Below are 24,131 nucleotides of genomic sequence, written 5' to 3' on the forward strand. Positions count from 1 at the left end.
AGTAATTACAAAGTAACAACATTTATAAACTATAGTAACATTTTTTCATAATTAAATAATTCAATTATTTTGCTTAAAGAAAGAGAATACACAAAATAATTTACACCCTCTACCCAAATTCAAAATGCTTGCCTGTGCTTTCTATTATTCTAAAATTTCTCCTTGTTCGTAACAAACTTTAATATATTGTGGTGTCATATAATAGACTGCAATATTATAATCATCTATATACACACTTATCCAAGAGTTATATACCTCTATTAATGTCAAAACTAAATCTACCTTACATACGCTTTCTATAAGTCTTTGATATACTGCACCAATACTCCAATAATCTGGCACATTATATTTGCAATTTTCTACATTATCAAATAAACCTTTTTCTATTTTGTATTCTTCTATAAATCTATCAGCTACAGCTGCTATTTGTTCAGAATGAAATACATCAGCATATTCCAATATATGTCTAATAGTTTCTTCACCTAAAAGGTTTACTATATCACAACGTTTATTCTTAGTTTCACGTCCAATAAATTCCATTAAGCTACATACATAATATAGATTATTACTTGTTTTTGATTTCATCTTAAATTATAGCTCCTTTCATATGTTAAACAGGCTAAAGCTCTTGCTGTATGGAAACTTATTTGATGTGTCGGATATCTAAACCTTGCTAATTCCCAAAATGCATTTCTAGATATCTTCCCTTCAACAAAATCCTGTACATAGTTATAAATAGTATCATCTGCCATAGGTCCCTCTACTAAATCATACCCATGACTTCCACCATTCCTACACATAACTATAAAATCTAACCACTCATCACTCATTTTTTCAAACTGCTTAACATTTAACTGCGCACTAATAGTACAATTATATACACTAACCACACTTTTACGTATATTACGTAAAGCCAATCGCTCTGCTTGTTCTGGCAAGATTGTGAAATAAAATCCCCAATAAAAATCCTTTGTATACTTACCAATTCTAATTTCAGGATTTGTAATAAATTCATCACCACCATGATAAATTGTCAATGTATTATTTGTAATATTTTCCATGACTATTTTCCTTAAATTTGATCTCCAATTCATATGTATTATTAACTATAATATCATGAAAACTAAAAGCTATTCTACGTTTTCATATAAATTACACATATTCACTTTGGTTATCACACAAGTTTTCGAACATGCCACTTGCCACGTGGGCGCACCTAATAAATAAAGATGCAACCAAAAATGGTTGCATCTTTATTTATTAGTTTACTCCTGCTACTTCAACTTCTACAGTATATAAATCTCCTTTGTAGAAACCTGTTACCGTTGTTTTACCAGCTTTTACTGCTGTTACAACACCAGTCTTCACACCTACTGTAGCAATTTCCTCATTAGCGCAGGCCCAAGTTGCATCAGTTGTTACATCCACATCTTTGTTTCCATATTGATCGATACCTACTAAAGTAATTTGCTTTACTGTATCTTTAGTAACATTTCCATTTACGTCTTTACCGATTATAAGTTGTGTACCATCTAAATTTTTATTTTCATCAACACTGTCTTTAATTTTCACTGTTGATTTAGTAGCTACAGAAGCATCATCTGAGAATGTTAAATCTATTGAAGATGTTTTTCCGTTAGGTGTAAGAAGACTTATCGTTATAACAGCATCCTTATCACCAATACCCGTTGTAGCATCATTAACTTTTGCTTTAACGTATATTATTGAACCACTTTTAGTTACAGTAACTAACTTAGAATCAGCAATTACGCTAATTGCACTTGCAGGAACATCTATTTCTCCATCATTTACTTTATAAGTTAATGCTACGGTTTGGTCTTTAGTATCATCAGCTGCATTGTATACTTTATAATTATATGCATCTAATGCTATTGATTTTATATTTGTGTTATCACCAATAGTTAAGTTTGCAGATGCTTTAATAGTAGCATCAGCTACGGATTTTACAACTATTGTATCAGTTCCTGTTGTCTTACCAGTATATATTATATACATTTTTTTATCCGTTTCATCATAAGAAACTGCTGCAGTAGCTTTTAATCCATCTACTACAGTAACCATAGCAGGATCAGTTATAACTTTCCCATATTGATCAAGTATAACTATTTCTTTTTTAACAGTAGCTCCAGGAATCACTGAGATGTTAGTATCAGCAATTGTTATAGATTTCACTGCACTCTTAGCTTTTACAGTTACATTTAATGTATCTTTAATTACAGTTGTGTCATTAATTGCTTTATTTCCAAGACTCACAAGTAGTGTTGTGTCTGTTACTAAAGTTTTAACTGCAGCCGAACTTGGATCAAATTTCACAGCTATCCCCTCTGCATTAGCTGTTGTAGAATTAACAATAGCCCCTTTTGCATCATGTTTGTAATAAACAATACTTGCAAAACTAGAATCAATAACATTTGCTCCATTTTTAGTTGAAATAGTCCAAGCTGCAATGTCAGGGATTATTTCATCGCCTTTATTGTCTTTCACACTTATAACTCTGTAAACAGGATCAGTAGCACTTGCTATTATAGTATTATCTACAATATTATTTCCAAGTTCAATAGAATTAAGCGTCGTAACTTCTGCGTTCACTGCTAAATCATAAGTTGCAACAGCATCCTTAACACTTATTCTTACTGTATAACCTCCTGCTTCACTTGCATTAAATCTTAATGCTTTAACTGGTGATGTTGTAGCTACTTGTCCATCTTTATCTAATTTTTCCACTTTAATATTGTCAGATAATACTCCAGCCTTGTAAACTGCTGCAGTAACATTATCACCGCTTACATCTATAATTTCATTATGCATATTCCTTATAACCACGTTTGCTGCAAGTTTTGTGTTAACTTTAAGTGTTGGTATTATTATTGGATCAATAATTGTTGCAACTCCATTTACAGTTGTTGTAACATCAAATTTTGTTGCCTTTACAGTAGTCTCTGCATCAAATGACGTTCCTACATATGGAGTAACTTCATACGTACCAGCTTTTATAGTTTTAGCACTGATTACTATATCGTTTTTGTCAGTTCCGCTTCCACCCCTAAGTGATGCTATAGGTGTTATGTCAGTGGCAAGTGTGCCACTAGTTTTAGCACTTATGTTGAATTTAACCATATCTGGTGTTAAAAGAGCACCATCATTTTGGGTTATTTTATTATACTTAATGTCTTGGTTATTAAATGAAGTCACTGGATTTTCTGAAGTTAATTTAATTGTTGTAAGTTTAGTTACTCCAACCTCAACCGTATAAGTTGCCTTATTACCATTTAAAACATTATAAGCAGTTATAGTTATTGTACCTGCTTTTATAGCTTTAAAATTAACTGTATTTCCAGTTTTATCTAATGTTAACTTTCCACTATTTAATTCTGAAGTACTATCAAGTAAATCTCCACCCTTATCAACTATCCATCTTAATTTGTTAACTGATAAATCTGCTGGATTATTGTATTGATCTCTCACATCAGCTTTTAATGTAACTGCTGCATCTCCTATGGAAACAATATCCGCTGATGCACTTACAGCTATTATTGATTGAGGCGCTACTGTCAAATCCTTTGCTACTGTATAACTAGTACTTTTTGAAGACAATACTTTAGCAGTAGTGGATGTTGCAGTTCTATCAAACTTTTGGATCATTATAACTACAAGATCATTTTCAGCTATTTTTTTGTTTATTGTTATTTTTGCCATATTATTAACAGTATCTAATGTTGTTTCGCTCTGGCTTAAAGGCATTCCATTCACTGTTGCTGTTATTTTATATGTAGAATCTGTTACTATATCAAAAGCTTCTCCATATTGATCAACTGCTGTTAAATAAACAACATTAGATGAATTTGTGATTGCATTTGTTATGTTTGTAAATGTTTTTGGATAAGGTGTTTCCTTAATAGCTGGTAAACTTGTATCTGCAGCATCAAAATTTACTGTTCCAGTAGCATTCTTATAAACTACAGACGGTATAATACTTGCCTCAATCACTAACCCTGTAATATTATCTCTCCAGTCGCCGTCAAAATCTTTAACATATACCTCTCCACCTGCGGTTACTGCATTAGCGATTTCATCAGAATTGCGAGCATCATTAGCATAAGCTAAATCAAAAGCTTTGTTTCCTATAACAACGGTGCCGTTGTCCATTGCTGCAAAGGCAGTGAAAGATGTCGATCCTGCTATCATTAAAGCAGCAAGAGCTGAACTTGTAATTTTCTTATTCATATATTTATGCCTCCATTAATTTAGGTTTAGTTTTTAAATATAATCTTCCTTAATCACCATTGATTAAAGTATATTTTATGTTTTGCGTTATACACTTATATAACGCTTGTCCTAACCGTATAGTTGCATATTTTCAGAATGTTTTTTTACAAAGTCAACCCTTTGAGTTAAATCATCTCCTGTGGAGTTGCAATATTAATGATATTCTCCCCTTACAATAGGTAGATTAAATAATAAAAATTTATTAATGGAAAGTTAATCATTTTTTGTGTAGAAGAGCTAAGAGTTGAAGGCCAATCGCCATACCATCTGTAGCCTATCCTTCTTTCCTGTTCAATCTCAGCAAGATTATACTTTACTTCTCCCAAACGATTAGCAAATATTGGCTTGTTAGTTTCTAATTCGTAAAACCGAGCCCATATAGGAGGGGTACTAAAATCATGTACAACCGTTACATCTCCGTTTGCTTTTACTACATTGATTCCAGTAATCTTAACCGTTTCGAACCAATTCTGTGCAGCTGTTATGGAAGCTGTTATTGCAGTAGTAGCATTTCTAGTCTTTAAGAATTTTACAATAGATACACTTTCCTTAGAGCAAAGTGAAGCAAGTTCATATGCTCTTGCAGATGTTGGTTTTAGAGTCGTTTTGTCATGTTGCTGACACCAAGCCTGCAAAGTTGTTCCACTCTTATACTGAGAATTCAATAAACAATCTACACCTTTTGTAACTGCTGTTTTACATTTATCAGCCAAGTCATTGTCTATAAATGTAAAATCTCCTGTTTTCTTTGAGACTTCATCTAAACAAATCATTACGTTAATCATTGCATCGTCATTATACGTAATTGCTTGATGATAACCCGAACCACCATAAATCTGTGGCCATCCACCATTAGCATACTGCATAGTTAACAAAAAATTGATTCCTTTTATACAAGCAGCTTTATAATCACTCTTGCTTGTATCATCTTTATACGCTTTTGCCAATCTTTCTATTTCTGTATAAGTAGCTTTGTTGTCAATGGTTGATTTTGCCCAGTCTCCTTTAGTTTCAGTATAATCTTTCCTCCAACCTCCATCAGTTAGCTGGTTGCTCACAATCTCTTGCATACTTGCTGTAGTACCTGAGGCATCTCCCATAGCGAAAGCCGTAGATGACATCATCACTGTTCCCAAAACACCCAGGATGAAAACTACAACTAAAGACACACAATTTCTTTTTGTTTTTAACATACTTTTACTCTCCTCCCCACCTTCATATAGTGGAATTTTATATAGCTTATCTGCAAATTAATTGAGTTTTAAAATTTTCCACATGTAAAGGTTATCAAACAGAATTGTAGATGTCAATACCATTTTATATATTTCTATACATATAATGAATATATTGTAATGTCAGCAAAATAAACTAAGATATTTGAGTAAGAAAAAGGCCATTGCTTTTATAGCAATGGCTTTTTACTAATAAACCCTAAAATACATAGTAACTTTATTTTTTATCTATTATACCACATTACATTATCTGTTAGTGTTTGCCATCCTCTGCAAGCCCAGTGATCCCAGCCTCTACGGCCATCGTTTCTAAAGAAAGATCCTTTAGGCTGGTTTTTATCGAAAACCCAAACTCCGTATGTAGTTCCATCAAATTGGTAACCAGCATACATTTTCACACCAGAAAGTCTATATTTATAGTTTTGTGATAAGTCCATAACCACTACATTGTATCTACCACCAGCTGCATAGAAGGTTGTTTCCATTAAATTTTTGCAAAAAGCAGCTCTTTGTCCATTGAAGTTGTTCCTGCTTATTGATGCTGCTATTTTATTAGCAATACCTAATACATCAACGTTTACATTAAAATTTACACCAGGAGCCCAAGCCTTGCTTTCTGCAAGCATATCACCTACACTAGTATCGTACTTTTTAGCATCATTATCGTTAGCAATACTAGTTTCAATCCCATTTGAAATTGTATTAGTAATACTAGTAGTAGCACTAGTACTACTAGCTGCATAAGCAGCAACTGGTGTAAGTAGAGTACCTGCAATCATTCCTAAAGATAAACATACAGTAACAACTTTCATTTTAATTTTTTTCATTTTAAATCCTCCTTCATTAATTGTGATAGGGTAACCACTATCTTTTAAATCCTTAAGGGTTGTCCCTTTATTAATATCATCTTATAAAAAAATACAATAAAACACAATAGAAAAAGCATTAACAGTCCATTTTCGGTCATGAAAACACATTTAAACCCTAAATGTGATAAAGTAGTCACTATTTATGTTTTGTCAGCTGTCCTTGCTTTACATGCAAAAGAGCTCATGCTATCGCTAGCATAAGCTCTTTTTAAATATCTTTTATTTTTATATTTTTCTTTTTATGGTAATATTGTATATTATAATCAACTATATCTAAATGAATAAGAACACATTCTAAGACAAAAATGGAGTTGTTGATAATGAACAAAAACTTAAAATCTTTATTAATGATAACAGTTATTACAGGATTATTAGTAGGCTCATATTGTTTACAACGAGGAACATTTAATAATATTGCTTTAGACTCTACTAAGACTCAAGTTTCACAAAATAATACCAACGTAAAGTTAGTAATAGATAAAGATAATCAAAACGTATTACCTAAAAACTTCAGAATGTCAAATGATCCAATTGACAAGCAATCAGCTGGTAATGTTAATTTAAAAGGATTAGCAAACTTGAACGAATCAGGTAGTGGTTCTCTTAGTGAGAACGGCCTCAAAATGATAAAAGACAAATTTAAAGCTAATAAAAATATCAAAAATATCATAGATGTAGATTTAAGACAAGAAGCTCATGGTTTTGTTGAAGGAATGTCTATAAGTTGGTTTGGTGAAAAAGACCAAGCTAATATAAATAAAAAAAGCTATGATATTATAAAAGATGAAAAAGCTAAATTAGAAAAAATCAAAAAAGATAAATATGTCGCCTTTGATAAACTTAAGGAGGGTAAGTCCGTTAATACGATTCCTGAAATTATAAACCCTAAAAAAGTTCAGACAGAAAGAGAATTAGCCCAGTCTCAAAAAATACACTATTTAAGACTTACTATATCCGACCACTTAAAACCTAAAGATGATCAAGTAGATTTATTTGTAAAAGAGACAAAAAAGATATCTACTAATGATACTTGGCTTCATTTTCACTGTAGAGGTGGGGTAGGAAGAACTACTACTTTTATGGCTATGTATGATATGATGAATAATGCAAAACAAGTAAGTTTTGAAGATATAATTCAGCGTCAAGTATTGATAGGAGGATCTGATATATTAAAGAAAGACGCTGAAGGAAAGAAAATCGGAGATGAAAACAGAACTGATTTTTTAAAACAATTCTACCAATATAGTAAACAAAATAATGATAACTTTAAAACATCTTGGAGTGACTGGCGCCATAAATGAAAATCCACAACAATTTTATATAGCAATCGAGCAAAAGTACCCCCTTTAGCAGCTATAACAGCATTATAACTCATATTCTTAACACTTATGCTTGAGCTACTCGCATTCCACATATTACTATTGGACTGATTAGCTGGTTGAGTCCATGATAATGTCCAAAACCTTTAATATACCTATCTACACATGCCACTTTCCACGTGGGTGGCACGTTGTTTTTTTGGGTATTCTTGCCATTATTAAGCAGATATAGTAAAATGATAATACTTGATGCGTTATCTTTAGACTTAATGGGAATAAATGCTGAATGGAATTAAACATTTACCAACAGATGTATATACTACTTCTGCAGTGACTATACCATATTTTGCTAAGAGTGCTCCATTGAGTACAACTACAACAATTATAGGGGGACTTAAATTGAATTTTTGCACTAAATGCGGCAACAAAATTATAGATGGAACACATTTTTGTACTAGCTGCGGTAATGATTTACGAGAAGGATCAACCATTGAAACTGAATCAGACCATAACATCGATTTAGATACTGTTAATCCAGAATTAGATTATGATATGGATTTAATTACAACTAAACCTGGCGACAATGCTACATCCCATTTGAAATTTTCAAAGAAAACAAAAATATTCATGTCAATATCCATAGTTTTAATAATATTAATAGTTATCATTGTTAACATTGGTAATTCTTTATCCGATCCTAGTAAAATAGTAAAAAGATTTGAGAAAGATATATCTTCAAATAATGCTTCTGATTTAGCAAGTATATTATATTGTAATGATTCTAGACTTAAAGTAGATAGTAAAAGTATTTCGCCTTTATTAGCTTACTTTAAAAGCAATCCTACATATTATGATAAAGTTGATCAAGATTTAAAAAACAATGCTTATAATCCTAAGGATATTGATATCATAAAGTTGGTAAATACATTAACTTTATCTAGTGACGGAAAAACCTTTCTTATTTTCCCTAAATATAAGATATATATTAAACCATCTTTTATTGCTGTAACAGCACCAGTTAAAGGTGTTACTTTTTCAATTAACAATACTAATATAGGTGAAAGTGATTCTGACAACTCCACCAAGGAATTCGGACCATACATTCCCGGCGCTTATACAATTTTAGCTAATTACAAAAACTCATATGTTAGTTCAAGTACTACTTATCCTTTGGATCTTGTAACGGCTGATAACAATATAGCAAAAGTAAATGTATTGGAAGATATGAAATACATAAACATATCTTCAGATACTAATTATAACGATGCTGAAGTTTTTGTTAATGGAAAAAATGTTAATGTTAAGGTTAAAGATGCTACACATTTTGGACCTATAAACAATTCCTCACAAATATATGCAACATTGGCACAAGGGGGTAAAAAACTTACAAGTAAAAACTACAAAGGTTCAAGTTTTGACACTGATCTTGCTTTAAGTTTTGAAGAAGCTAGCAGTGAATTAACTAATGTTAAAGATAAACTAAATATTCTTTTATCACAATATAATTACGCTTTTGTAGATGCTATTAATAATAATAATCCTGCAGCAATTAATAGTTATGTTGCTTCAGGAAGTCAGTTATATAAACTTCAAGAAGGATATATACTTAGTACAGCTAAATCAGGAATACAAGAAACTTTCATTTCTTCCTATATTACTAACTTCAACAGCATTAGCGATGATAATAAATCAGGAAGTTTTACATCTTCAGAATCTTATATTATATATAGCAAAGATGGTCTAAGTACTCCTAGGACTCAAAGTTATGTATATGGATTTCAATATAATGATGCCTCCCAGACATATCAACTTACAAGCATAAACTAAGATATTTAAGTAAGAAAAATGTTTCTCATATATGAAAATAAATGAAACGAATTAATCATTAAATTGGTTTAAAAAAAGGAAGATGTTTGGAATAAATTTATTCCAAACATCTTCTTTTTCATTATACCCACGTGCCACTTGCCATGTGGATGGCACCGTTAAGTTGTTCCACGAACTATAATCCTAGGTGGAAAATGTATTTTTAAATTATCTATTGATTCTCCTTTTATAATATCTATTATTAGTTTACAGGCTTGCTCTCCCATACTATAAATAGGTTGTTGAATTGTTGTAAGTTCTGGTTCAATCATTTTAGATAATGTTATTCCATCAAAACCCATTATTACAATATCTTCAGGAATTTTGTATCCTCTTCTTTTAAGAGTTTTCATTCCCCCAATAGCCATTACATCATTAGAATAAAAAATAGCATCAACAGATTTACATTCATCAATTATATGATTAGTTACTTCCATACCACCTTCTAAAGTAAAGGTGCTTTCAAAAATTAATGATTTATTATAAATCCCGTATTTAGTCATACTCTCTTTATATCCATCTATTCTTTCTTTATATATAGTCATTTTCTTTGGTCCAGTTACAAATACTATATTTCTTTTGTTTTTACCATATAAGTATTCTACTCCACATTGTATTCCTTGTTTATTATCAAAATAAACACCAGGATAATCTTCAAACCCTTTAATATATCTATCTACAAATACAAATGGTATGTCATTTAATTTTAATAGATTTGCACTATCCTCACTTTCTTGTCCTGGAATCAAAATTATCCCATCAATTAGTTTACTTATTAAGAGTTTTACATACCTCTTTTCTTTATTTGCATTATTATCTGAATTACAGAGGAATACATTATACCCTAATTTATTTGCAAAATCTTCTATAGCTCTTGATAACTCTGAAAAGAATGGATTTAATATGTCTGGTATAATTATTGCAATACTTCCAGACTTTTTAGTTTTTAAACCCCTAGCAACATTATTAGGAATATAACCGGTTTCTTCTATAACTTTATAAATCTTGTTTTTAGTTTCTTCACTTATATTATCGGCCTTCTTATTAATAACCAAAGATACTGTGGTTTTTGAGACTCCTACTTTTTCTGCAATATCTTTCATTGTTATTTTATTCATTAGCTAACTACCTCGATTCCTCATAGAGTATGCAACTATATAATCTTAACATTTCTAATCTATTTCAATTATATATTAATAATCTACAGTTTACCAATAGGCATTCTCATCATTTTTATTTTTTGGTCTTTACATATAATTTTAAGTCAACTCCAACTTCCTTAGCTACAGTTGCCCCAGTTAATATCTTTTTAACATTTTCTATAGCCATACTTCCCATGAGCTTTGGTTGTTGTGCTACTGTTGCTGTCATCTCTCCGGCATCTACAGCTTTCTTTGCATCATCGCCTCCATCAAATCCAACAACTATAGCTTTTTTCCCTGAAGTACTTAATGCTTTAACAGCTCCTAGTGCCATTTCATCATTTTGTGCAAAAATAGCTTGAATATTAGAATTTGATTGTAGCATGTTTTCAGTTACAGTTAATCCCTTTTGTCTATCGAAATCAGCTGGTTGAGATGATACAACCTTTAGCTTTTTATCTACATCAACTATATTATGGAATCCTTTTCCTCTGTCTCTTGTTGCAGAAGCGCCTGTTGTTCCTTGAAGTTCTGCTATATTGCCTTTATCACCAAGTTTCTCCTTTATAAATTTACCTGCCATTTCTCCACCTTTCACATTATCTGAAGCTATATGACAAACTACATCTCCTCCATTGGATTTTCTATCTACTGTTATTACTGGAATCTTTTCATTATTAGCTTGCATAACTGAACTTTGAGCTGCATCACTATCAACAGGATTAAGTATTATAACACTAACTCCCTTTTGTAATAAATCCTGAACGTTTGAAAGCTCTTTTGATGAATCATTTTGTGAGTCAACAACTAATAATTGATATCCTAATTCTTTAGCCTTAGCTTCAGCACCTTCTTTTAGTGTTACAAAGAAAGGATTATTTAAAGTTGAAACAACCATACCTATTTTTTTAGAATCAGATTTTTCACTTGAAGATGAAGTTTTAGTGTTAGCGCTAGAGCCACATCCTGCAAGTACCCCAATTGTCATAGTTGCTATCATTGCCACTGAAAGTAGTTTACATAATTTTTTCATTAAATTCCCTCCTAATAATATTTAATATTTGATGTATTAATTAGTAGCCTTTTTCTTCTCAATCAAAACTGCCAATAGTATTACTAGTCCTTTTACTATAGTTTGATAAAAAGCTGAAACATCCATAAGATTTAAACCATTACTTAAAACTCCAATAATTAACACACCTATTATTGTTCCAAATATTGTTCCTTCTCCACCGACCAAGTTTGCTCCCCCAATAACTATTGCAGCTATTGCATCTAATTCATATCCATTTCCAGCTGTTGGTGCTGCTGATCCTATTCTACTTGTAACTATAATTCCAGCGATTGCAGCCGTAGCGCCAGATATAATATACGCCCAATTTTTAACATTATTTACACTTATACCAGAAAGTCTTGATGAGTCTTCATTTCCGCCGACTGCATATATATATCTTCCATATCTAGTTTGTGTCAAAAGATAAACACAAATAGCAAATACAATTATGGTAATAACAACCGGAACAGGTATTCCCAGTATTCTACTATTTGTTAGTCTAATAAAGTCATTACCTAAGCCGGATATAGGATTACCTCCAGTAAATACATAAGTAACTCCCCTAAATACAGTTTGTGTAGCCAAAGTAGCTACAAATGCTTGAACTTTTCCTTTTGCAACAATTATTCCATTAATAAACCCGACTAAAACTCCTGTAAATAATGCTGCGAGTATTGCGAGTGGTATACTTCCTGTATTTTTTATAGTTGCAGCAGCCACCGCACCTGCTATTGCAACAATTGACCCTACAGACAAATCTATTCCACCTGTAAGTATTACAAAAGTCATACCTAATGATATAACCGCATTTACAGAAATTTGAGTGAATAAATTTCTTAAATTTGATACTTGTAGAAATGTTGGTGAAATTATACTAACAATTATACATAATATAGCTAATGCTAAAATGGATTTATATTTTAATAAATTCCCTTTTATATTCGACATTTTAACCCTCCCTTGCAAATCTTATACTCTTTTTTATTCTCCAATTGCTAATTTCATTATGCTTTCTTGAGTAGCCTCTTCCCTACTTAACTCTCCAGTTATTTCCCCCTCATGCATTACCACTATTCTATCTGAAATCCCAAGTACTTCTGACATATCTGAAGAAATCATAATAACTGCTTTCCCTTCGGCTTTTAACTGATTTAATACATCATATATCTCTTTTTTTGCACCTACATCTATACCTCTTGTTGGCTCATCTATTATTAAAACTTTAGGAGACTGTATAAGCCACTTTGCTATAATAACTTTTTGTTGATTTCCTCCACTTAGATTCTTTATTAATTGGTCTTGAGTAGGTGTTTTAATTGCTAATTTTTTTATATATTCATCAACTACATTTTTTTCATCTGCTTTACTTATGCGGAATATTTTCTTTTCAAACTTATCTAAAGAAGCTAATGTCATATTCTGTTTTACAGATAAAGGGAGTATTAATCCTTCTTTTTTTCTATCTTCGGATAAATACGCTATTCCGTTATTTATTGCATCTTTAGGACAATTAATATTTACTTGTTTTCCATTCATCTCAATAGAACCGCTAGTTTTCTTATATTCTCCAAAAATAACCTTTGCTACTTCCGATCTACCTGAACCCATAAGTCCTGACATTCCAAGGATTTCTCCTGCTCTTACTTCTAGATTAATTGATTTTAAAAGTCCTTCTAAACAAACATCCTTCAATTTTAATATAGGGGTTACATTAGTGGGTTTTTTATATGGATATTGTTCTTCCATTTTTCTCCCTACCATCATAGTTATCAAATCATCTTTACTGACATCGTTTACTTTGACTTCGCCTACATATTTACCATCTCTTAAAATATTTATTCTATCGCAAATTGCAAAAATCTCGTCCAATCTATGAGATATATATATTATTGCTATATCCCTACTTTTAAGCATTTCAACAACTTTAAAAAGCTTCTCTGTTTCTGTATCTGTTAATGCTGATGTTGGCTCATCCATGACTATTATATTAGAGTTTTTAGAAATTGCTTTTACTATTTCAAGCATTTGCATTTCCCCAATACTTATATTTTTAACATACTCCTCGGGATCAACATTACTCCCAATTTGTTTAAGATAATCTTTACACATAGTGTTCATTAATTTTTTATCTAACTTTTTTGTTACTTTGTTTATTTTTTCATTTCCTAAAAATAAATTTTCTGCAACTGTTAAATTTGGTAAAACACTTAACTCTTGATGTATTATCGATATACCTAGTTTTTCAGCTTCTTTTACATTTTTTATATCTACTTCTGAACCTTGTATAACAACTTTGCCATCATCCTTTTGATAAACACCACCTAAGATCTTAATTAATGTGGACTTTCCTGCACCATTTTCTCCTAAAAGTGCTAGTACTTCTCCCTTATATAAGCTTAAATTTATGTTATCAAGTGCCTTTACTCCTGGAAAACATTTTGATATACCTTTCATTTCAAGGAAAGGAATTTTTTCTTCCATAATTACTCCTCCTTAAAAAATTACTCCAGATTTAAGAATTATATTCGCATAAGGAGTTTGCTCCCCTGTTCTAATTACAGCCTTACACTCATTTAACATTATTTTTAATTCCTCATGAGTTATAAAAGTAAATTTCACATTTTTAAATTGTTTTTTTATTTCTTCAAAAACTTTAGGATTATTTTCTTCTATTTCTGAGGCCAAAATTACCTCTTCTACTTGAAGTTCTAATAATACATTTTTTAATGTCTCTATAAAACTAGGGATACCTTTTGATAATGCTATATCTATCCTTTTTGTTTTATCAGGTATTGGTAATCCACAATCTCCTATGGCAATTAGATCTTTATGTCCCATTTTTGCAACTACACTAGAAATCTCTCCATTTAAAATTCCAATTTTTTTCATGTTCACTGCTCCTTATAGCTTTCATTAATTTCATTTAAAAATGGTATTGACGCTTGTGCCCCTTCTCTTTGAACTACTATAGCTGATACTTTATTTGCAAATTTAACTGCTTCTACAAGCGTTTTAGTATTTAAATTTGATTTTGTTAATTTAGTAGTTATCGCTCCTATAAATGAATCTCCAGCTGCAGTACTATCAACAGCATTAACTTTATATGCAGGTATTAACACTGCCTCCTGTTTTGATATCACTGCTGCACCCATATTACCTAAGGTGATAATTACATATTTAACTTTATTATCTAAAAAAATATTTGCAGCTTGTTTTGCACTTTCTAAATCTTGAACATTTACTCCTGTAAGTGTTGTAGCTTCTGTTTCATTCGGAACTATAATATCTGTGTACGCAAATAACTCTTTAGGAATTTCTTTTGCTGGGGCAGGGTTTAAAATTGTAATAACCCCATTTTCTTTTGCAAATTTAAAAACCTCCATTGTAACTTCAATTGGTGTCTCAAATTGTGCTACTATTATGTCACTACTCGCTATAACTTCTTTGCACTTATCTATTTCTTCTAAATTAAGAGTCATATTTGCACCTGCTACAACTATTATTGAATTATTGCCTTTATTATCTACAGTAATTATTGCTGTGCCTGTTTGCTTAATATCATCTTTAAATATGTTATCAACATTTATCCCTTCTTTTTCTAGTGCATTTACTATTTGAAGACCATAAGAATCTTGACCTATTTTACTTATCATGTATACTTCTGCTCCTAGTCTTCGCGATGCAACTGCTTGATTAGCACCTTTGCCGCCATGTGCTAATTTGAAGTTTTCACTAAAAATAGTTTCTCCAATTAGTGGCATTTTATCTATAGAAACCACCATATCCATATTAATACTTCCAAGGATACAAACCTTATTCATAACCTCACCTCTTTTTTAGTTAACCGATTAAGTAATTCGGTTAACTAGATTATAAAACCTTAACAATTAGATGTCAATGGTTCTTAATGTATTTATTGTAAATGTTTTCAAAAAGTTAAAATATATATCTTATAGTATAATGAATTATCAACTTAAACAGCAATGAGAATCATAAATTTATGAGCGAAAACTTATTACAAAGTACTAGCAACCTATAATGCTAGTACTTTAAATATTAAGAAGAGTTCCCTAAGTTTGCTATGAACAAATTCTTTCTACAGAGGAGCTTTAGGCACTGACTTTATGTCTTTGTAAATAAAGTTATGCAATTGAGCTATAGTAGACTTCATGTCAGCAACCAAATACCAAACTTTGTCTATCGTTTTCCCCACACTATAACCATCCACTGGAAATCTGTCCTGTTCCAATGTTGTTGTGTTAGATGTAAGAACTTTTGTACCAAGCTTTATTATATCCATACTGCTTAAACTTGTTTCCGTATAAGGTAAAAGCTCAGAGACAATCGACGGAAATTTTGATACCCCTAATGACTGAATCTTTGTCATAATAAGTGACGTTACTGTTTTTTGTCTTTCAATTCTTCGATAATCGCCACCCTCGGTAAATCGTACTCGTGAATACGCAACGACCTGAAGTCCATTTAAAGTTTGTAGTCCCGGTTTTATAATTTTAGGAACCGATTTTTTTTCTATCTTAGAAATTTCTACTATTTTATCATTCATAGGACTAATTTCATCTTGTTTAATATCAATACTTACATCACCAATAGTATCTATTATCTTTTCAAATGAAAAGAAATCAAGAGTGATATAATCCCTAATATTTAAATTAAAATTCTCATTAATAGTGCTTATGGCAAGTTGTGGTCCCCCATATGCATATGCATGGGTAATCTTTGTTTGACCATGACCTTTTATTTTTACATATGTATCTCTCATAATAGAGGACATTTTTATTTTCTTGTTCTTTGAATCTATGGAAACTATTATTATAGAATCCGAGCGACTTGTTTTTTGATTTGCATCCATTCTATCTATACCAAAAAAAGCAATATTAGTTATTCCCTTAGCATTTTCTGCTTCAGATAATGCATTAGAATTAATACCTAAAATGTCATCATTTTTTGATATTCCTACAGTGTTTATTTTATTAAGTTTATAAAAAGTGTAACTAAAGACTCCTCCTACAATTAATACACAAATAATAAACACACTTAACAAGATCTTCTTCCAGTTTTTAATTTTCTTCATATTTTCGCTCCTCATCATTTGTACACTTTAGTTAATCATTACCATTTTATAATAATTAACTTGTATTTCTTTAAATATTATAGCATATTTTTTTAATTTCGCACCTTATTTTCATCATTTATCGACATATTTTTCCCCCCTTAATTTCTTAAAAATCCCTTTTTTAATTAGCGCCCTTATTAAAGTTCTTTACCTTGAAGTTAAACACAAAAAAATAAGGACAGTTTCTCAACTGTTCCTCACTAATCATTCGTTTAAGATAAAAGAACTACCGAAAATATATATTTCAGTAGTTCCTATTCATAGCAATCGCCTAGCTTCCTTTAATTTATTTAAAAGCTAAAGCTGTTTTTATTGTATTTAATCGAGCTCTTATTCCCTCTATACTTGTATCCACTGCTGTTTTTACTCCTATTACATCTTTATCTGCTGTTGCCAATGCAGTTCCTAATGCAATTTTTATAGTTGTTTCTTGCGTCGCTGTTATTATTCCTGCTTTTACTAAATCATCTAATTTAGCTGAATTACCAGCAACAACCGCTTTAGTAGACGCTGATATTACTGCTACTTCTTGCGCAGCTGTTATTGTTCCTGCTTTTACTAATACATCTAATTTAGTTTTTATTCCTACTATACTTGTATCCACTACCGTTTTTACTCCTATTACATCTTTATCTGCTGTCGCCAATGCAGTTTCTATTGCCGTTGCTTGTGCAACTGTTATTGTTCCTGACTTTACTAGGGCATCCAAATTAGCTAATTTACCAGCAATAAATGCTTTAGTAGAAGCCGTTATTACTGCTTTTTCTTGCGCAGCTGTTATTGTTCCTGCTGTTACTAGAGAATCTAATTTAGCTAATTTAGCACCAACAACTGCTTTAGTAGAAGCTGTTATTACTGCTTTTTCTTGCGCAACCGTTATCGTCCCTGCCGTTACCAAAGCACTTAACTTAGTTTCAATGTTATTGTTGACACTCACTGAAGTCGCAGCAAATGTTACTTTGCTAGTTGATATAAACATACATGCCAAAAGAAGTCCTGTCATAACCTTATTTCTAATACTTTTATTCTTCATTAATATCACCCCTCTAATTTTTTATTGATTTGGTATTAATTTCTTACTAACTTATTATACCTTATAATCATTGGGTAATTATCAATATATTATATTAAATTCTCGTTATTTACAAATATTAAATAAAGTCCAAATATTTATTACCCTGCCATTCTTTTATATGCTTTATCATATAATCCAGAAGATCTATTCCCTATAAAAATAGCACTATTTTTAAGCTCATTATAGCTCACTTTGCTCACTTTGCTCTAAATATGCCACTTGCCACGTGGGTGGCACTAATCCCTAAAAGTCCATAAACTATTCAATAAATAATTGGATACAGGAACTACAAGAACCACAAGGCACTGTCCATAAAGATAGTTCCATTTAAGAACATGAACACTAATAAAGAGGATTGTACTATTTAACCCTAGCCCAATCAAAGAAACTATTGAATAGATTAAAAATTGCCGTACATTTCTGCTTTTCGACTGAAATGTCCATGTTCTATTTAAGATATAAGAAATCACAAGTACCAGCAAGAACCCTAAAGCGGATCCAATAACTGGATCAAAATTTGCAAATTCAACAAGTAAAATAAGACTCCCAAAATGGATGATAGTCCCTAGTAAACCAACCATACCATACCGTACTAGCACATTAATTTGCAAATTTTGCTCGTGATTATTTTTCATTCTTAGCGCATCCCTCCATTCAAATAATTTATATATTTAGATCGTCCCCTTTACCAGTCAAAGAGTCATCACTCTCCTTTGTTAATCCATGATCTGTCTTCTCCCAATAAAATGGATTTGTAATTAATTGCCAAACTGCTTTATATGCTGCTATGCTCATTAAAGCCCAATAGATTGGTGTAAGGAGTGCATATTTAACCAACCGGAAAGAAAGTGCATAATTTCCCTTTTCCTGTAGATCATCAATGACCCAGAACACACCTACGATGTTACTAAAAACAAAAATAAAATTTCCAATTATAAGTTCTATTGCTGCCATATAATAGATTAGTCCCGGAAATAACATTGGAATAAGATGATAATGAGTTGTAAACCACAATATAAGCATCAACCATAAAAATGGATTAATTAATGGCAGTATTGGCGTTGCTAAGGTAATAACCTGTAATCCTATCATACCTCTGGTCCTAACTTGATGCCACAAACGTAAAGGAAATCTCATGTGTACTAGCCATGTCTGCATATATCCCTTAATCCAACGTGACCTTTGTCTAATCCAATTACCAATGCGGCTATTTGCTTCTTCCCAAGTCCTTGAGTTCACAATACCCGTTGTATAACCCGATGCATAAAGCCGAATCCCTAAATCAGCATCTTCCGTTACATTGTATGGATCCCAAGCATTCAAACTTTTTAAAACTTCTGTTTTAAAATGATTTGAAGTACCTCCAAGCGGAATCGGAATATTCAGTTTCATAAGACCTGGTAAAAGCAAATCGAACCACATACTATATTCTTGAGTAAACCAACGAGTTAACATATTCTGGTTGCTATTATAATAGTTAAGCTTACCCTGGATACAACAGCAAGACTCCGGACTTCGTGCAAAAGCAAGATAAACTTTTTTTAATTGATCCAAATCAGGACGATCCTCTGCATCATAAATAACCGTATACTCACCTCTTGCATTGATAAGCCCATAATTACAAGCCTTCGGTTTTGTCTTTGGCAATGCATGAGGTACTACAATAATTGTATAATAGTACTTCAATTTTTGGGATTCTAGAAGTTCCTGCGCCTCCACATCGTCTTCTTCTACCAAAAGTCGAATATCTAATTTGTGTTTAGGGTAATCAAGTAGTTCCAAATTTTCTAGTAACGCTAAAATCACTGGACTCTCCTTATACATAGGCACCAAAATAGTGTAGACTGGTAGCTCGCGTTCATCCAATGACTCAACTTCTTCGTCTGTTATTCTTATCTGAGCACCATTACGTGTTCCCTGCATAATCATAAAAAACTTAAGTAATACTACTATAAAATATACCACCTGGATAAATACATTAATAATTAACGCTGTCTTAAAACTATTAAAACAAAGTCCAAGAACGATTATTACTAAAATTGCCACAATTACTATGATCTGTCGCCTGGTGAATATAGTACGTGCAGATTGATCAGGTCTTTCATTAGCCAGTTTTTCTGTACTAATCATCATTAATTCACCAGGATAAACAAGACTCCAAAGCATCTCCATCTCATCATGCGTTGATATCACCTGTTCAATTTTGTTTTCAAGTGTAGATTCTAGGAGGTCAACCTGCTCTTTTGAAAGTATTTTAGCCACAGCCACAACAACCCTGTGTAAATTCGCTCTAAGGACTATTGCTTGCAATCTATTTGCTATCTCCTGGGGAATTTTCACTGAAAAATCTATAGTAAATTCAGACCCAATTCGCCCCATACCCTGTTGAGTGGCAATCGTCCTAAATAAAGTCTTTGAATCCACTAGTCCTAGCGATAATAAAATCTCACCCAGTGCGCCCCCACTTTTTTGTTGAAATTCTAGAGCGGTATCCAACTGCTCTACTGTCAAAATACCAAGAGCAATAAGTAATTCTCCAATCTTTCCTTTCGAGTGGATAAGCTGGATTGCCTCGAGAACCTTAGACTCCTCCGCCCATCCAAAATCAATCAAGATATTTCCAAGAAGCCCACCATACATTTTCTGATAATCCAGTGCTTTCTTCAAATCACATTCTGATATCCACCCATTTCCAACCAAAATTTCTCCTAATCGAACCGGATTCTGCTTGCCCATCATCTTCTCCTTATTCCAATTTTATTGGTCACTTATATTTTCATCCGATCGAACATTTCGAGTTTTCTGGCTGACTATATATCTTGGTCGCCCTTTAACCTCATCATAAATCGCTGCAATATATTCGCCAAGAATCCCAATACCCAGCATGATCATGCTATTCATGCTGAGCAGCAACAAAATAACTGTTGTAAACCCTGTTACAGCTACCCCCATTAATTTCATATAGAGAGTTTGAATCCCAAGAATTACAGACCCAACAAAAAACATCATTCCAATAATCGAAACAAAAGATAGTGGCCATGATGTAAAAGTCACAACCGCATGAAGAGCCAATCTAACAAGAGTTGTAAATTTCCAACTCGTCGTGCCTTCAATTCGCGGCGCTACATCAAACTCAATTTGAACCCGAGAGAATCCTAACCATGCAGTCATACCACGAAAAAAAGTTATGCGTTCTGGCATGATAGCCCAAGCTTCAACAACTTGACGATCAAGAAGCTTATAATCACTTGCTCCATGTAAATCATATCTTGTAAGCTTCTGAATTAACCAGTAAAATAGCTTTGCGCCCATCCCATAGCCAAAAGACTCCTTACCACGTCTCTTTTTTACACACTCAATAATCTTTGCTGTATTCGAGCGCCAATAATCAATCATCTGTGGAATTAACTCTGGTGGATGCTGAAGATCCCCATCCATAATAATCACGGCTTGACCCTGTGCATGCTCTAGTCCCGCGCAGAGTGCACGCTCCTTACCAAAGTTTCTACTAAGGCGAATACCTTCAACCTGAGGAATTTCGGAGCAAACAACCATAAGTTCAGCCCAGGTTTCATCAGTTGACCCGTCATCAACAATAATTAGTTCAAAAGATTTGGTAGACTGCCAGATAAAACCGGCAATTGTTTTAAGCGTCTGCTGTAAATGCTGAGCTTCATTCCATACTGGTATGACTACAGATACCTCGATTACCGCCTGATTCATTGGATATTTCCTCCTGTCTTTCTTATTACCTTGTACAATCGCCACTTAGAACCAAAGTCCTTTACAAGTTCCGCCCATTCAGCCCCCTGCTCAAACAAATTGGGATAAGCATTATTAATTACACTAATCACAGATGAGGAGCCAGGTTTGGGAATCAAAATATAGCTAACTCCATATTTTTGTGGGTCTGAGATGGCCTCATTAAAATAATAATCACTAGATATATATAAGCGCCTCGGAAACTGGGTTTTCAAAATAATTAAATAAGCAGAGAATGAATCCACCAAAATGTTACTATTAGGATAGTTTTCATCTAAATACCCTGCAATATCGCTAAATTGTTTCTCGTCATAGTAAGTCTGATTGTGCTGCTTAAATGTATTCTTAAGAAAAGTATTTTCATCAGGCGCAATGGTAGGCTGAGTGATGACATATGATAAGACAATAAAATTTGCTACCATTCCCATAATAGGAATGATAAACACCCACTTACGCTTTACCTTGCTTAGCTCATATGGCAGCCAGGCAAAGGCTACAGGAAGCACATACATAAAATATCTTAACCATCCTAATGTTGTACCTTTTACCAGCATAATAACTTGCAACATAGGTATAGAAATAAACATGCCCAGAAGGATTAGCGTATCCCATCGCCACAAGCGATGATTAAGCAATTTAATAATTAATATCGCTATCAAAGGCGCGGAAAACACCAAAATCTTTTTCAGAGCAAAAATACAGGCTTTTACAGGTGCATTGACCATAGCTACATATATTGATGAGCTTAAGTGTCCCTGAATCTGAGCAGTATTTGAATAATCTCCATTTAAGAAATAGAGCGGATTATGCATAATTATCATATTAAACAAAACCCACAATATTATAGAATAACAAAGTGGTGTAACAATAATCGTGAGTATTCCTTCTGCCCATGACCATTTATAACGGGTGTCTCCTTCGTTATGTGAAGCAGCATTTCTACTAACCAGCATTGCGATAATAACACAGCCGATAGCCATACTAAAAGCAAATGGAACTGCTTCATACCGACACCAAAAAGCTAATGCTAAAGCAAAACTAACTACTACCAAGTCACCTAGTTTATGCTCGTCAACCCAATTTAAAAAATGTATAATACTCAGAATCACGAAAAATATAAACGGAGCATCACTTAAACCATTAAATCCAAATATGAAAACCATTGGATTTAGTGAATACAATAGTGTAAAAATAACCGCATACAAACGTGGAATACCACGTTTAATAAAAGCTCTCACCAATATACCCGCAGTTAATGAAGCAAAAATAGCACTCATGAGCAGCCCTGCAATTCCCTTGGTCGCCATTGCAGGAATCCATGGATATAACAACAGAAATCCCAAATCTATCATACTCGGCAAGGGAGTCCAAACAAATCCTATTGCACCTAAATGCGGGTTACGACTGTATAAAACATAAAACGCATTGGCGACTCTACTAATTCCATCACTATGATAATATCCAACATAAACATTGTAATAATAACCGGCCATACATTCTAGCAAAAACACAACAATCCCGATTATCCAAACGATTTTTTTATCATTACGGATTCGTAAATTTCCTTCTAAATTAGCTATATGCTCACCCCCTATAGTTAAAATTAACAATATATTTTTGGCGAGGCTACGATCCTCAATTGGAACAAATTATTTTATGTTATTTATCATAAAATTTAATATATATATATTTATGCAGAACTTTACGAATAATTACTAAAATATAAATTACTTTTAAATAAATAAAAACTACCCAAATGCATAACCATGCACCTGGGTAGTTTTATAAGTTAACTATCTCAAAATCTTTTTATTTCTATTTCATAACACCTTGCGCCGCAGTTTTTCCCTTTGTTATATGTTTAGTGTATATCTTATAATATGCTAAATAAAAAATTCCCAAACCTATTAAAGAACCCATAAAGTCTATCAACACATCACTTACTAGTGATCCTCTCCCTAAAACAAAGGACTGATGGAATTCATCAGTTACTGCATAAAATAAACATATAAACATGATATAAATTAATGCATTCCTTCCTTTAACCCTAAATAGAAATAACAAATTTGCAACAAACACCGCTAACATACAATATTCAAAAGCATGCGCATTTTTTCTTATAATTACATCTATTTTTTGATTTCTTATACCTTCTGGTAGCACAGTGCTTTTAACTTTAGCTGAATTAGTTTTACCTTCCAGAACACTTTTTCCACTTCTTATGGAATTAACAATTCCATAACTCTGTTTATCTGATATTGTAGCAGGTCTAGACGAGTTATAAAATATAAATCCCATCCATAATAAACATAAAATAATACTTAGTTTTTTCAATATGTCACCATCCAATCTAGTAATAAAATATATTATACCATGTATTAACCTTTATTT

Annotated in this window: 20 protein-coding genes and 1 pseudogene; 2 read left to right on the plus strand and 19 right to left on the minus strand. The window is 32.3% G+C overall.

Annotated elements, in window-relative coordinates; genetic code table 11:
* Window positions 1-144: 144 nt before the first annotated feature.
* The 5 genes from KPL44_RS19865 to KPL44_RS19885 form a co-directional block, all read right to left on the minus strand.
* On the minus strand, window positions 145-585 hold the full coding sequence (locus KPL44_RS19865; protein WP_216253687.1) for a hypothetical protein: 441 nt from the start codon (window positions 583-585) through the stop codon (window positions 145-147).
* Complete coding sequence (locus tag KPL44_RS19870) at window positions 582-1,061, minus strand: DUF3990 domain-containing protein (protein ID WP_216253689.1); 480 nt, start codon at window positions 1,059-1,061, stop codon at window positions 582-584. Before KPL44_RS19870 ends, KPL44_RS19865 begins: the two co-directional genes overlap by 4 nt.
* Before the next feature lie 199 nt (window positions 1,062-1,260).
* The gene (locus KPL44_RS19875) at window positions 1,261-4,245 is read right to left on the minus strand and encodes a hypothetical protein (RefSeq protein WP_216253692.1); all 2,985 of its coding nucleotides are present in this window, start codon (window positions 4,243-4,245) and stop codon (window positions 1,261-1,263) included.
* Between the two features lie 212 nt (window positions 4,246-4,457).
* The gene (gene pelA, locus KPL44_RS19880) at window positions 4,458-5,480 is read right to left on the minus strand and encodes a pectate lyase (RefSeq protein ID WP_216253696.1); all 1,023 of its coding nucleotides are present in this window, start codon (window positions 5,478-5,480) and stop codon (window positions 4,458-4,460) included.
* A 263-nt stretch (window positions 5,481-5,743) separates the two neighbouring features.
* The gene (locus tag KPL44_RS19885) at window positions 5,744-6,346 is read right to left on the minus strand and encodes a hypothetical protein (RefSeq protein WP_216253699.1); all 603 of its coding nucleotides are present in this window, start codon (window positions 6,344-6,346) and stop codon (window positions 5,744-5,746) included.
* 362 nt (window positions 6,347-6,708) lie between these two features.
* On the opposite strand from KPL44_RS19885, the gene KPL44_RS19890 reads away from it, so the two are divergent.
* The gene (locus tag KPL44_RS19890) at window positions 6,709-7,689 is read left to right on the plus strand and encodes a phosphatase domain-containing protein (RefSeq protein WP_216253702.1); all 981 of its coding nucleotides are present in this window, start codon (window positions 6,709-6,711) and stop codon (window positions 7,687-7,689) included.
* Here KPL44_RS19890 and KPL44_RS26090 read toward each other — a convergent pair.
* Window positions 7,623-7,835, minus strand: a pseudogene (locus tag KPL44_RS26090) (hypothetical protein); the annotation flags it as partial. The gene KPL44_RS19890 and the pseudogene KPL44_RS26090 sit on opposite strands and share 67 nt — an antisense overlap.
* A gap of 151 nt (window positions 7,836-7,986) precedes the next feature.
* Between KPL44_RS26090 and KPL44_RS19900 the strand changes: the two are divergent.
* Window positions 7,987-9,534, plus strand: a complete 1,548-nt coding sequence (locus KPL44_RS19900) for a zinc ribbon domain-containing protein (RefSeq protein WP_216253705.1) — start codon at window positions 7,987-7,989, stop codon at window positions 9,532-9,534.
* A gap of 158 nt (window positions 9,535-9,692) precedes the next feature.
* On the opposite strand, the gene KPL44_RS19905 is transcribed toward KPL44_RS19900, so the two are convergent.
* The 13 genes from KPL44_RS19905 to KPL44_RS19965 form a co-directional block, all read right to left on the minus strand.
* A complete protein-coding gene (locus KPL44_RS19905) occupies window positions 9,693-10,691 on the minus strand; it encodes a LacI family DNA-binding transcriptional regulator (protein ID WP_216253709.1) in 999 nt (332 codons plus the stop codon).
* A gap of 115 nt (window positions 10,692-10,806) precedes the next feature.
* Window positions 10,807-11,748: a ribose ABC transporter substrate-binding protein RbsB gene (gene rbsB / locus KPL44_RS19910; protein ID WP_216253711.1), complete on the minus strand. Its 942-nt coding sequence runs from the start codon at window positions 11,746-11,748 to the stop codon at window positions 10,807-10,809.
* Between the two features lie 36 nt (window positions 11,749-11,784).
* Window positions 11,785-12,717, minus strand: coding sequence for an ABC transporter permease (locus tag KPL44_RS19915; protein WP_216253714.1), 933 nt, complete (start codon window positions 12,715-12,717; stop codon window positions 11,785-11,787).
* Between the two features lie 33 nt (window positions 12,718-12,750).
* A complete protein-coding gene (locus tag KPL44_RS19920; RefSeq protein ID WP_216253717.1) occupies window positions 12,751-14,250 on the minus strand; it encodes a sugar ABC transporter ATP-binding protein in 1,500 nt (499 codons plus the stop codon).
* Window positions 14,251-14,262: 12 nt separating this feature from the next.
* On the minus strand, window positions 14,263-14,658 hold the full coding sequence (rbsD, locus tag KPL44_RS19925; protein WP_216253720.1) for a D-ribose pyranase: 396 nt from the start codon (window positions 14,656-14,658) through the stop codon (window positions 14,263-14,265).
* A gap of 2 nt (window positions 14,659-14,660) precedes the next feature.
* Window positions 14,661-15,590: a ribokinase gene (gene rbsK, locus KPL44_RS19930; protein ID WP_216253723.1), complete on the minus strand. Its 930-nt coding sequence runs from the start codon at window positions 15,588-15,590 to the stop codon at window positions 14,661-14,663.
* Window positions 15,591-15,865: 275 nt separating this feature from the next.
* Window positions 15,866-16,861 (minus strand): LCP family protein, encoded by a 996-nt coding sequence (locus KPL44_RS19935; RefSeq protein ID WP_216253726.1) that lies wholly within the window; start codon window positions 16,859-16,861, stop codon window positions 15,866-15,868.
* 328 nt (window positions 16,862-17,189) lie between these two features.
* Window positions 17,190-17,936, minus strand: a complete 747-nt coding sequence (locus tag KPL44_RS19940) for a hypothetical protein (protein ID WP_216253729.1) — start codon at window positions 17,934-17,936, stop codon at window positions 17,190-17,192.
* A 278-nt stretch (window positions 17,937-18,214) separates the two neighbouring features.
* The gene (locus KPL44_RS19945) at window positions 18,215-18,613 is read right to left on the minus strand and encodes a GtrA family protein (protein ID WP_216253731.1); all 399 of its coding nucleotides are present in this window, start codon (window positions 18,611-18,613) and stop codon (window positions 18,215-18,217) included.
* Between the two features lie 28 nt (window positions 18,614-18,641).
* Window positions 18,642-20,357 (minus strand): glycosyltransferase family 2 protein, encoded by a 1,716-nt coding sequence (locus tag KPL44_RS19950; protein WP_407935026.1) that lies wholly within the window; start codon window positions 20,355-20,357, stop codon window positions 18,642-18,644.
* Window positions 20,358-20,735: 378 nt separating this feature from the next.
* Entirely contained in the window at window positions 20,736-21,701 is a 966-nt protein-coding gene (locus KPL44_RS19955) for a glycosyltransferase family 2 protein (protein ID WP_216253734.1), read from the minus strand.
* Window positions 21,698-23,350: an ArnT family glycosyltransferase gene (locus KPL44_RS19960; RefSeq protein ID WP_253201861.1), complete on the minus strand. Its 1,653-nt coding sequence runs from the start codon at window positions 23,348-23,350 to the stop codon at window positions 21,698-21,700. Before KPL44_RS19960 ends, KPL44_RS19955 begins: the two co-directional genes overlap by 4 nt.
* A gap of 205 nt (window positions 23,351-23,555) precedes the next feature.
* The gene (locus KPL44_RS19965) at window positions 23,556-24,074 is read right to left on the minus strand and encodes a VanZ family protein (RefSeq protein ID WP_216253736.1); all 519 of its coding nucleotides are present in this window, start codon (window positions 24,072-24,074) and stop codon (window positions 23,556-23,558) included.
* Between the last annotated feature and the right edge of the window lie 57 nt (window positions 24,075-24,131).

This window comes from Clostridium sp. DSM 17811, assembly GCF_018861905.1.
In the GTDB taxonomy this organism is placed as follows: Bacteria; Bacillota; Clostridia; order Clostridiales; family Clostridiaceae; genus Clostridium_AD; species Clostridium_AD frigoriphilum.

What these genes read in the sequence shown, in the direction of transcription:
- rbsB (WP_216253711.1), bottom strand. Translation starts at nt 11,748, where the DNA reads ATGAAAAAATTATGTAAACTACTTTCAGTGGCAATGATAGCAACTATG.
- KPL44_RS19890 (WP_216253702.1), top strand. Translation starts at nt 6,709, where the DNA reads ATGAACAAAAACTTAAAATCTTTATTAATGATAACAGTTATTACAGGA.
- KPL44_RS19920 (WP_216253717.1), bottom strand. Translation starts at nt 14,250, where the DNA reads ATGGAAGAAAAAATTCCTTTCCTTGAAATGAAAGGTATATCAAAATGT.
- KPL44_RS19870 (WP_216253689.1), bottom strand. Translation starts at nt 1,061, where the DNA reads ATGGAAAATATTACAAATAATACATTGACAATTTATCATGGTGGTGAT.
- KPL44_RS19885 (WP_216253699.1), bottom strand. Translation starts at nt 6,346, where the DNA reads ATGAAAAAAATTAAAATGAAAGTTGTTACTGTATGTTTATCTTTAGGA.
- rbsD (WP_216253720.1), bottom strand. Translation starts at nt 14,658, where the DNA reads ATGAAAAAAATTGGAATTTTAAATGGAGAGATTTCTAGTGTAGTTGCA.
- pelA (WP_216253696.1), bottom strand. Translation starts at nt 5,480, where the DNA reads ATGTTAAAAACAAAAAGAAATTGTGTGTCTTTAGTTGTAGTTTTCATC.
- KPL44_RS19915 (WP_216253714.1), bottom strand. Translation starts at nt 12,717, where the DNA reads ATGTCGAATATAAAAGGGAATTTATTAAAATATAAATCCATTTTAGCA.
- KPL44_RS19875 (WP_216253692.1), bottom strand. Translation starts at nt 4,245, where the DNA reads ATGAATAAGAAAATTACAAGTTCAGCTCTTGCTGCTTTAATGATAGCA.
- rbsK (WP_216253723.1), bottom strand. Translation starts at nt 15,590, where the DNA reads ATGAATAAGGTTTGTATCCTTGGAAGTATTAATATGGATATGGTGGTT.
- KPL44_RS19940 (WP_216253729.1), bottom strand. Translation starts at nt 17,936, where the DNA reads ATGAAGAATAAAAGTATTAGAAATAAGGTTATGACAGGACTTCTTTTG.
- KPL44_RS19950 (WP_407935026.1), bottom strand. Translation starts at nt 20,357, where the DNA reads ATGGGGCGAATTGGGTCTGAATTTACTATAGATTTTTCAGTGAAAATT.
- KPL44_RS19905 (WP_216253709.1), bottom strand. Translation starts at nt 10,691, where the DNA reads ATGAATAAAATAACAATGAAAGATATTGCAGAAAAAGTAGGAGTCTCA.
- KPL44_RS19900 (WP_216253705.1), top strand. Translation starts at nt 7,987, where the DNA reads ATGCTGAATGGAATTAAACATTTACCAACAGATGTATATACTACTTCT.
- KPL44_RS19955 (WP_216253734.1), bottom strand. Translation starts at nt 21,701, where the DNA reads ATGAATCAGGCGGTAATCGAGGTATCTGTAGTCATACCAGTATGGAAT.
- KPL44_RS19935 (WP_216253726.1), bottom strand. Translation starts at nt 16,861, where the DNA reads ATGAAGAAAATTAAAAACTGGAAGAAGATCTTGTTAAGTGTGTTTATT.
- KPL44_RS19865 (WP_216253687.1), bottom strand. Translation starts at nt 585, where the DNA reads ATGAAATCAAAAACAAGTAATAATCTATATTATGTATGTAGCTTAATG.
- KPL44_RS19945 (WP_216253731.1), bottom strand. Translation starts at nt 18,613, where the DNA reads ATGAAAAATAATCACGAGCAAAATTTGCAAATTAATGTGCTAGTACGG.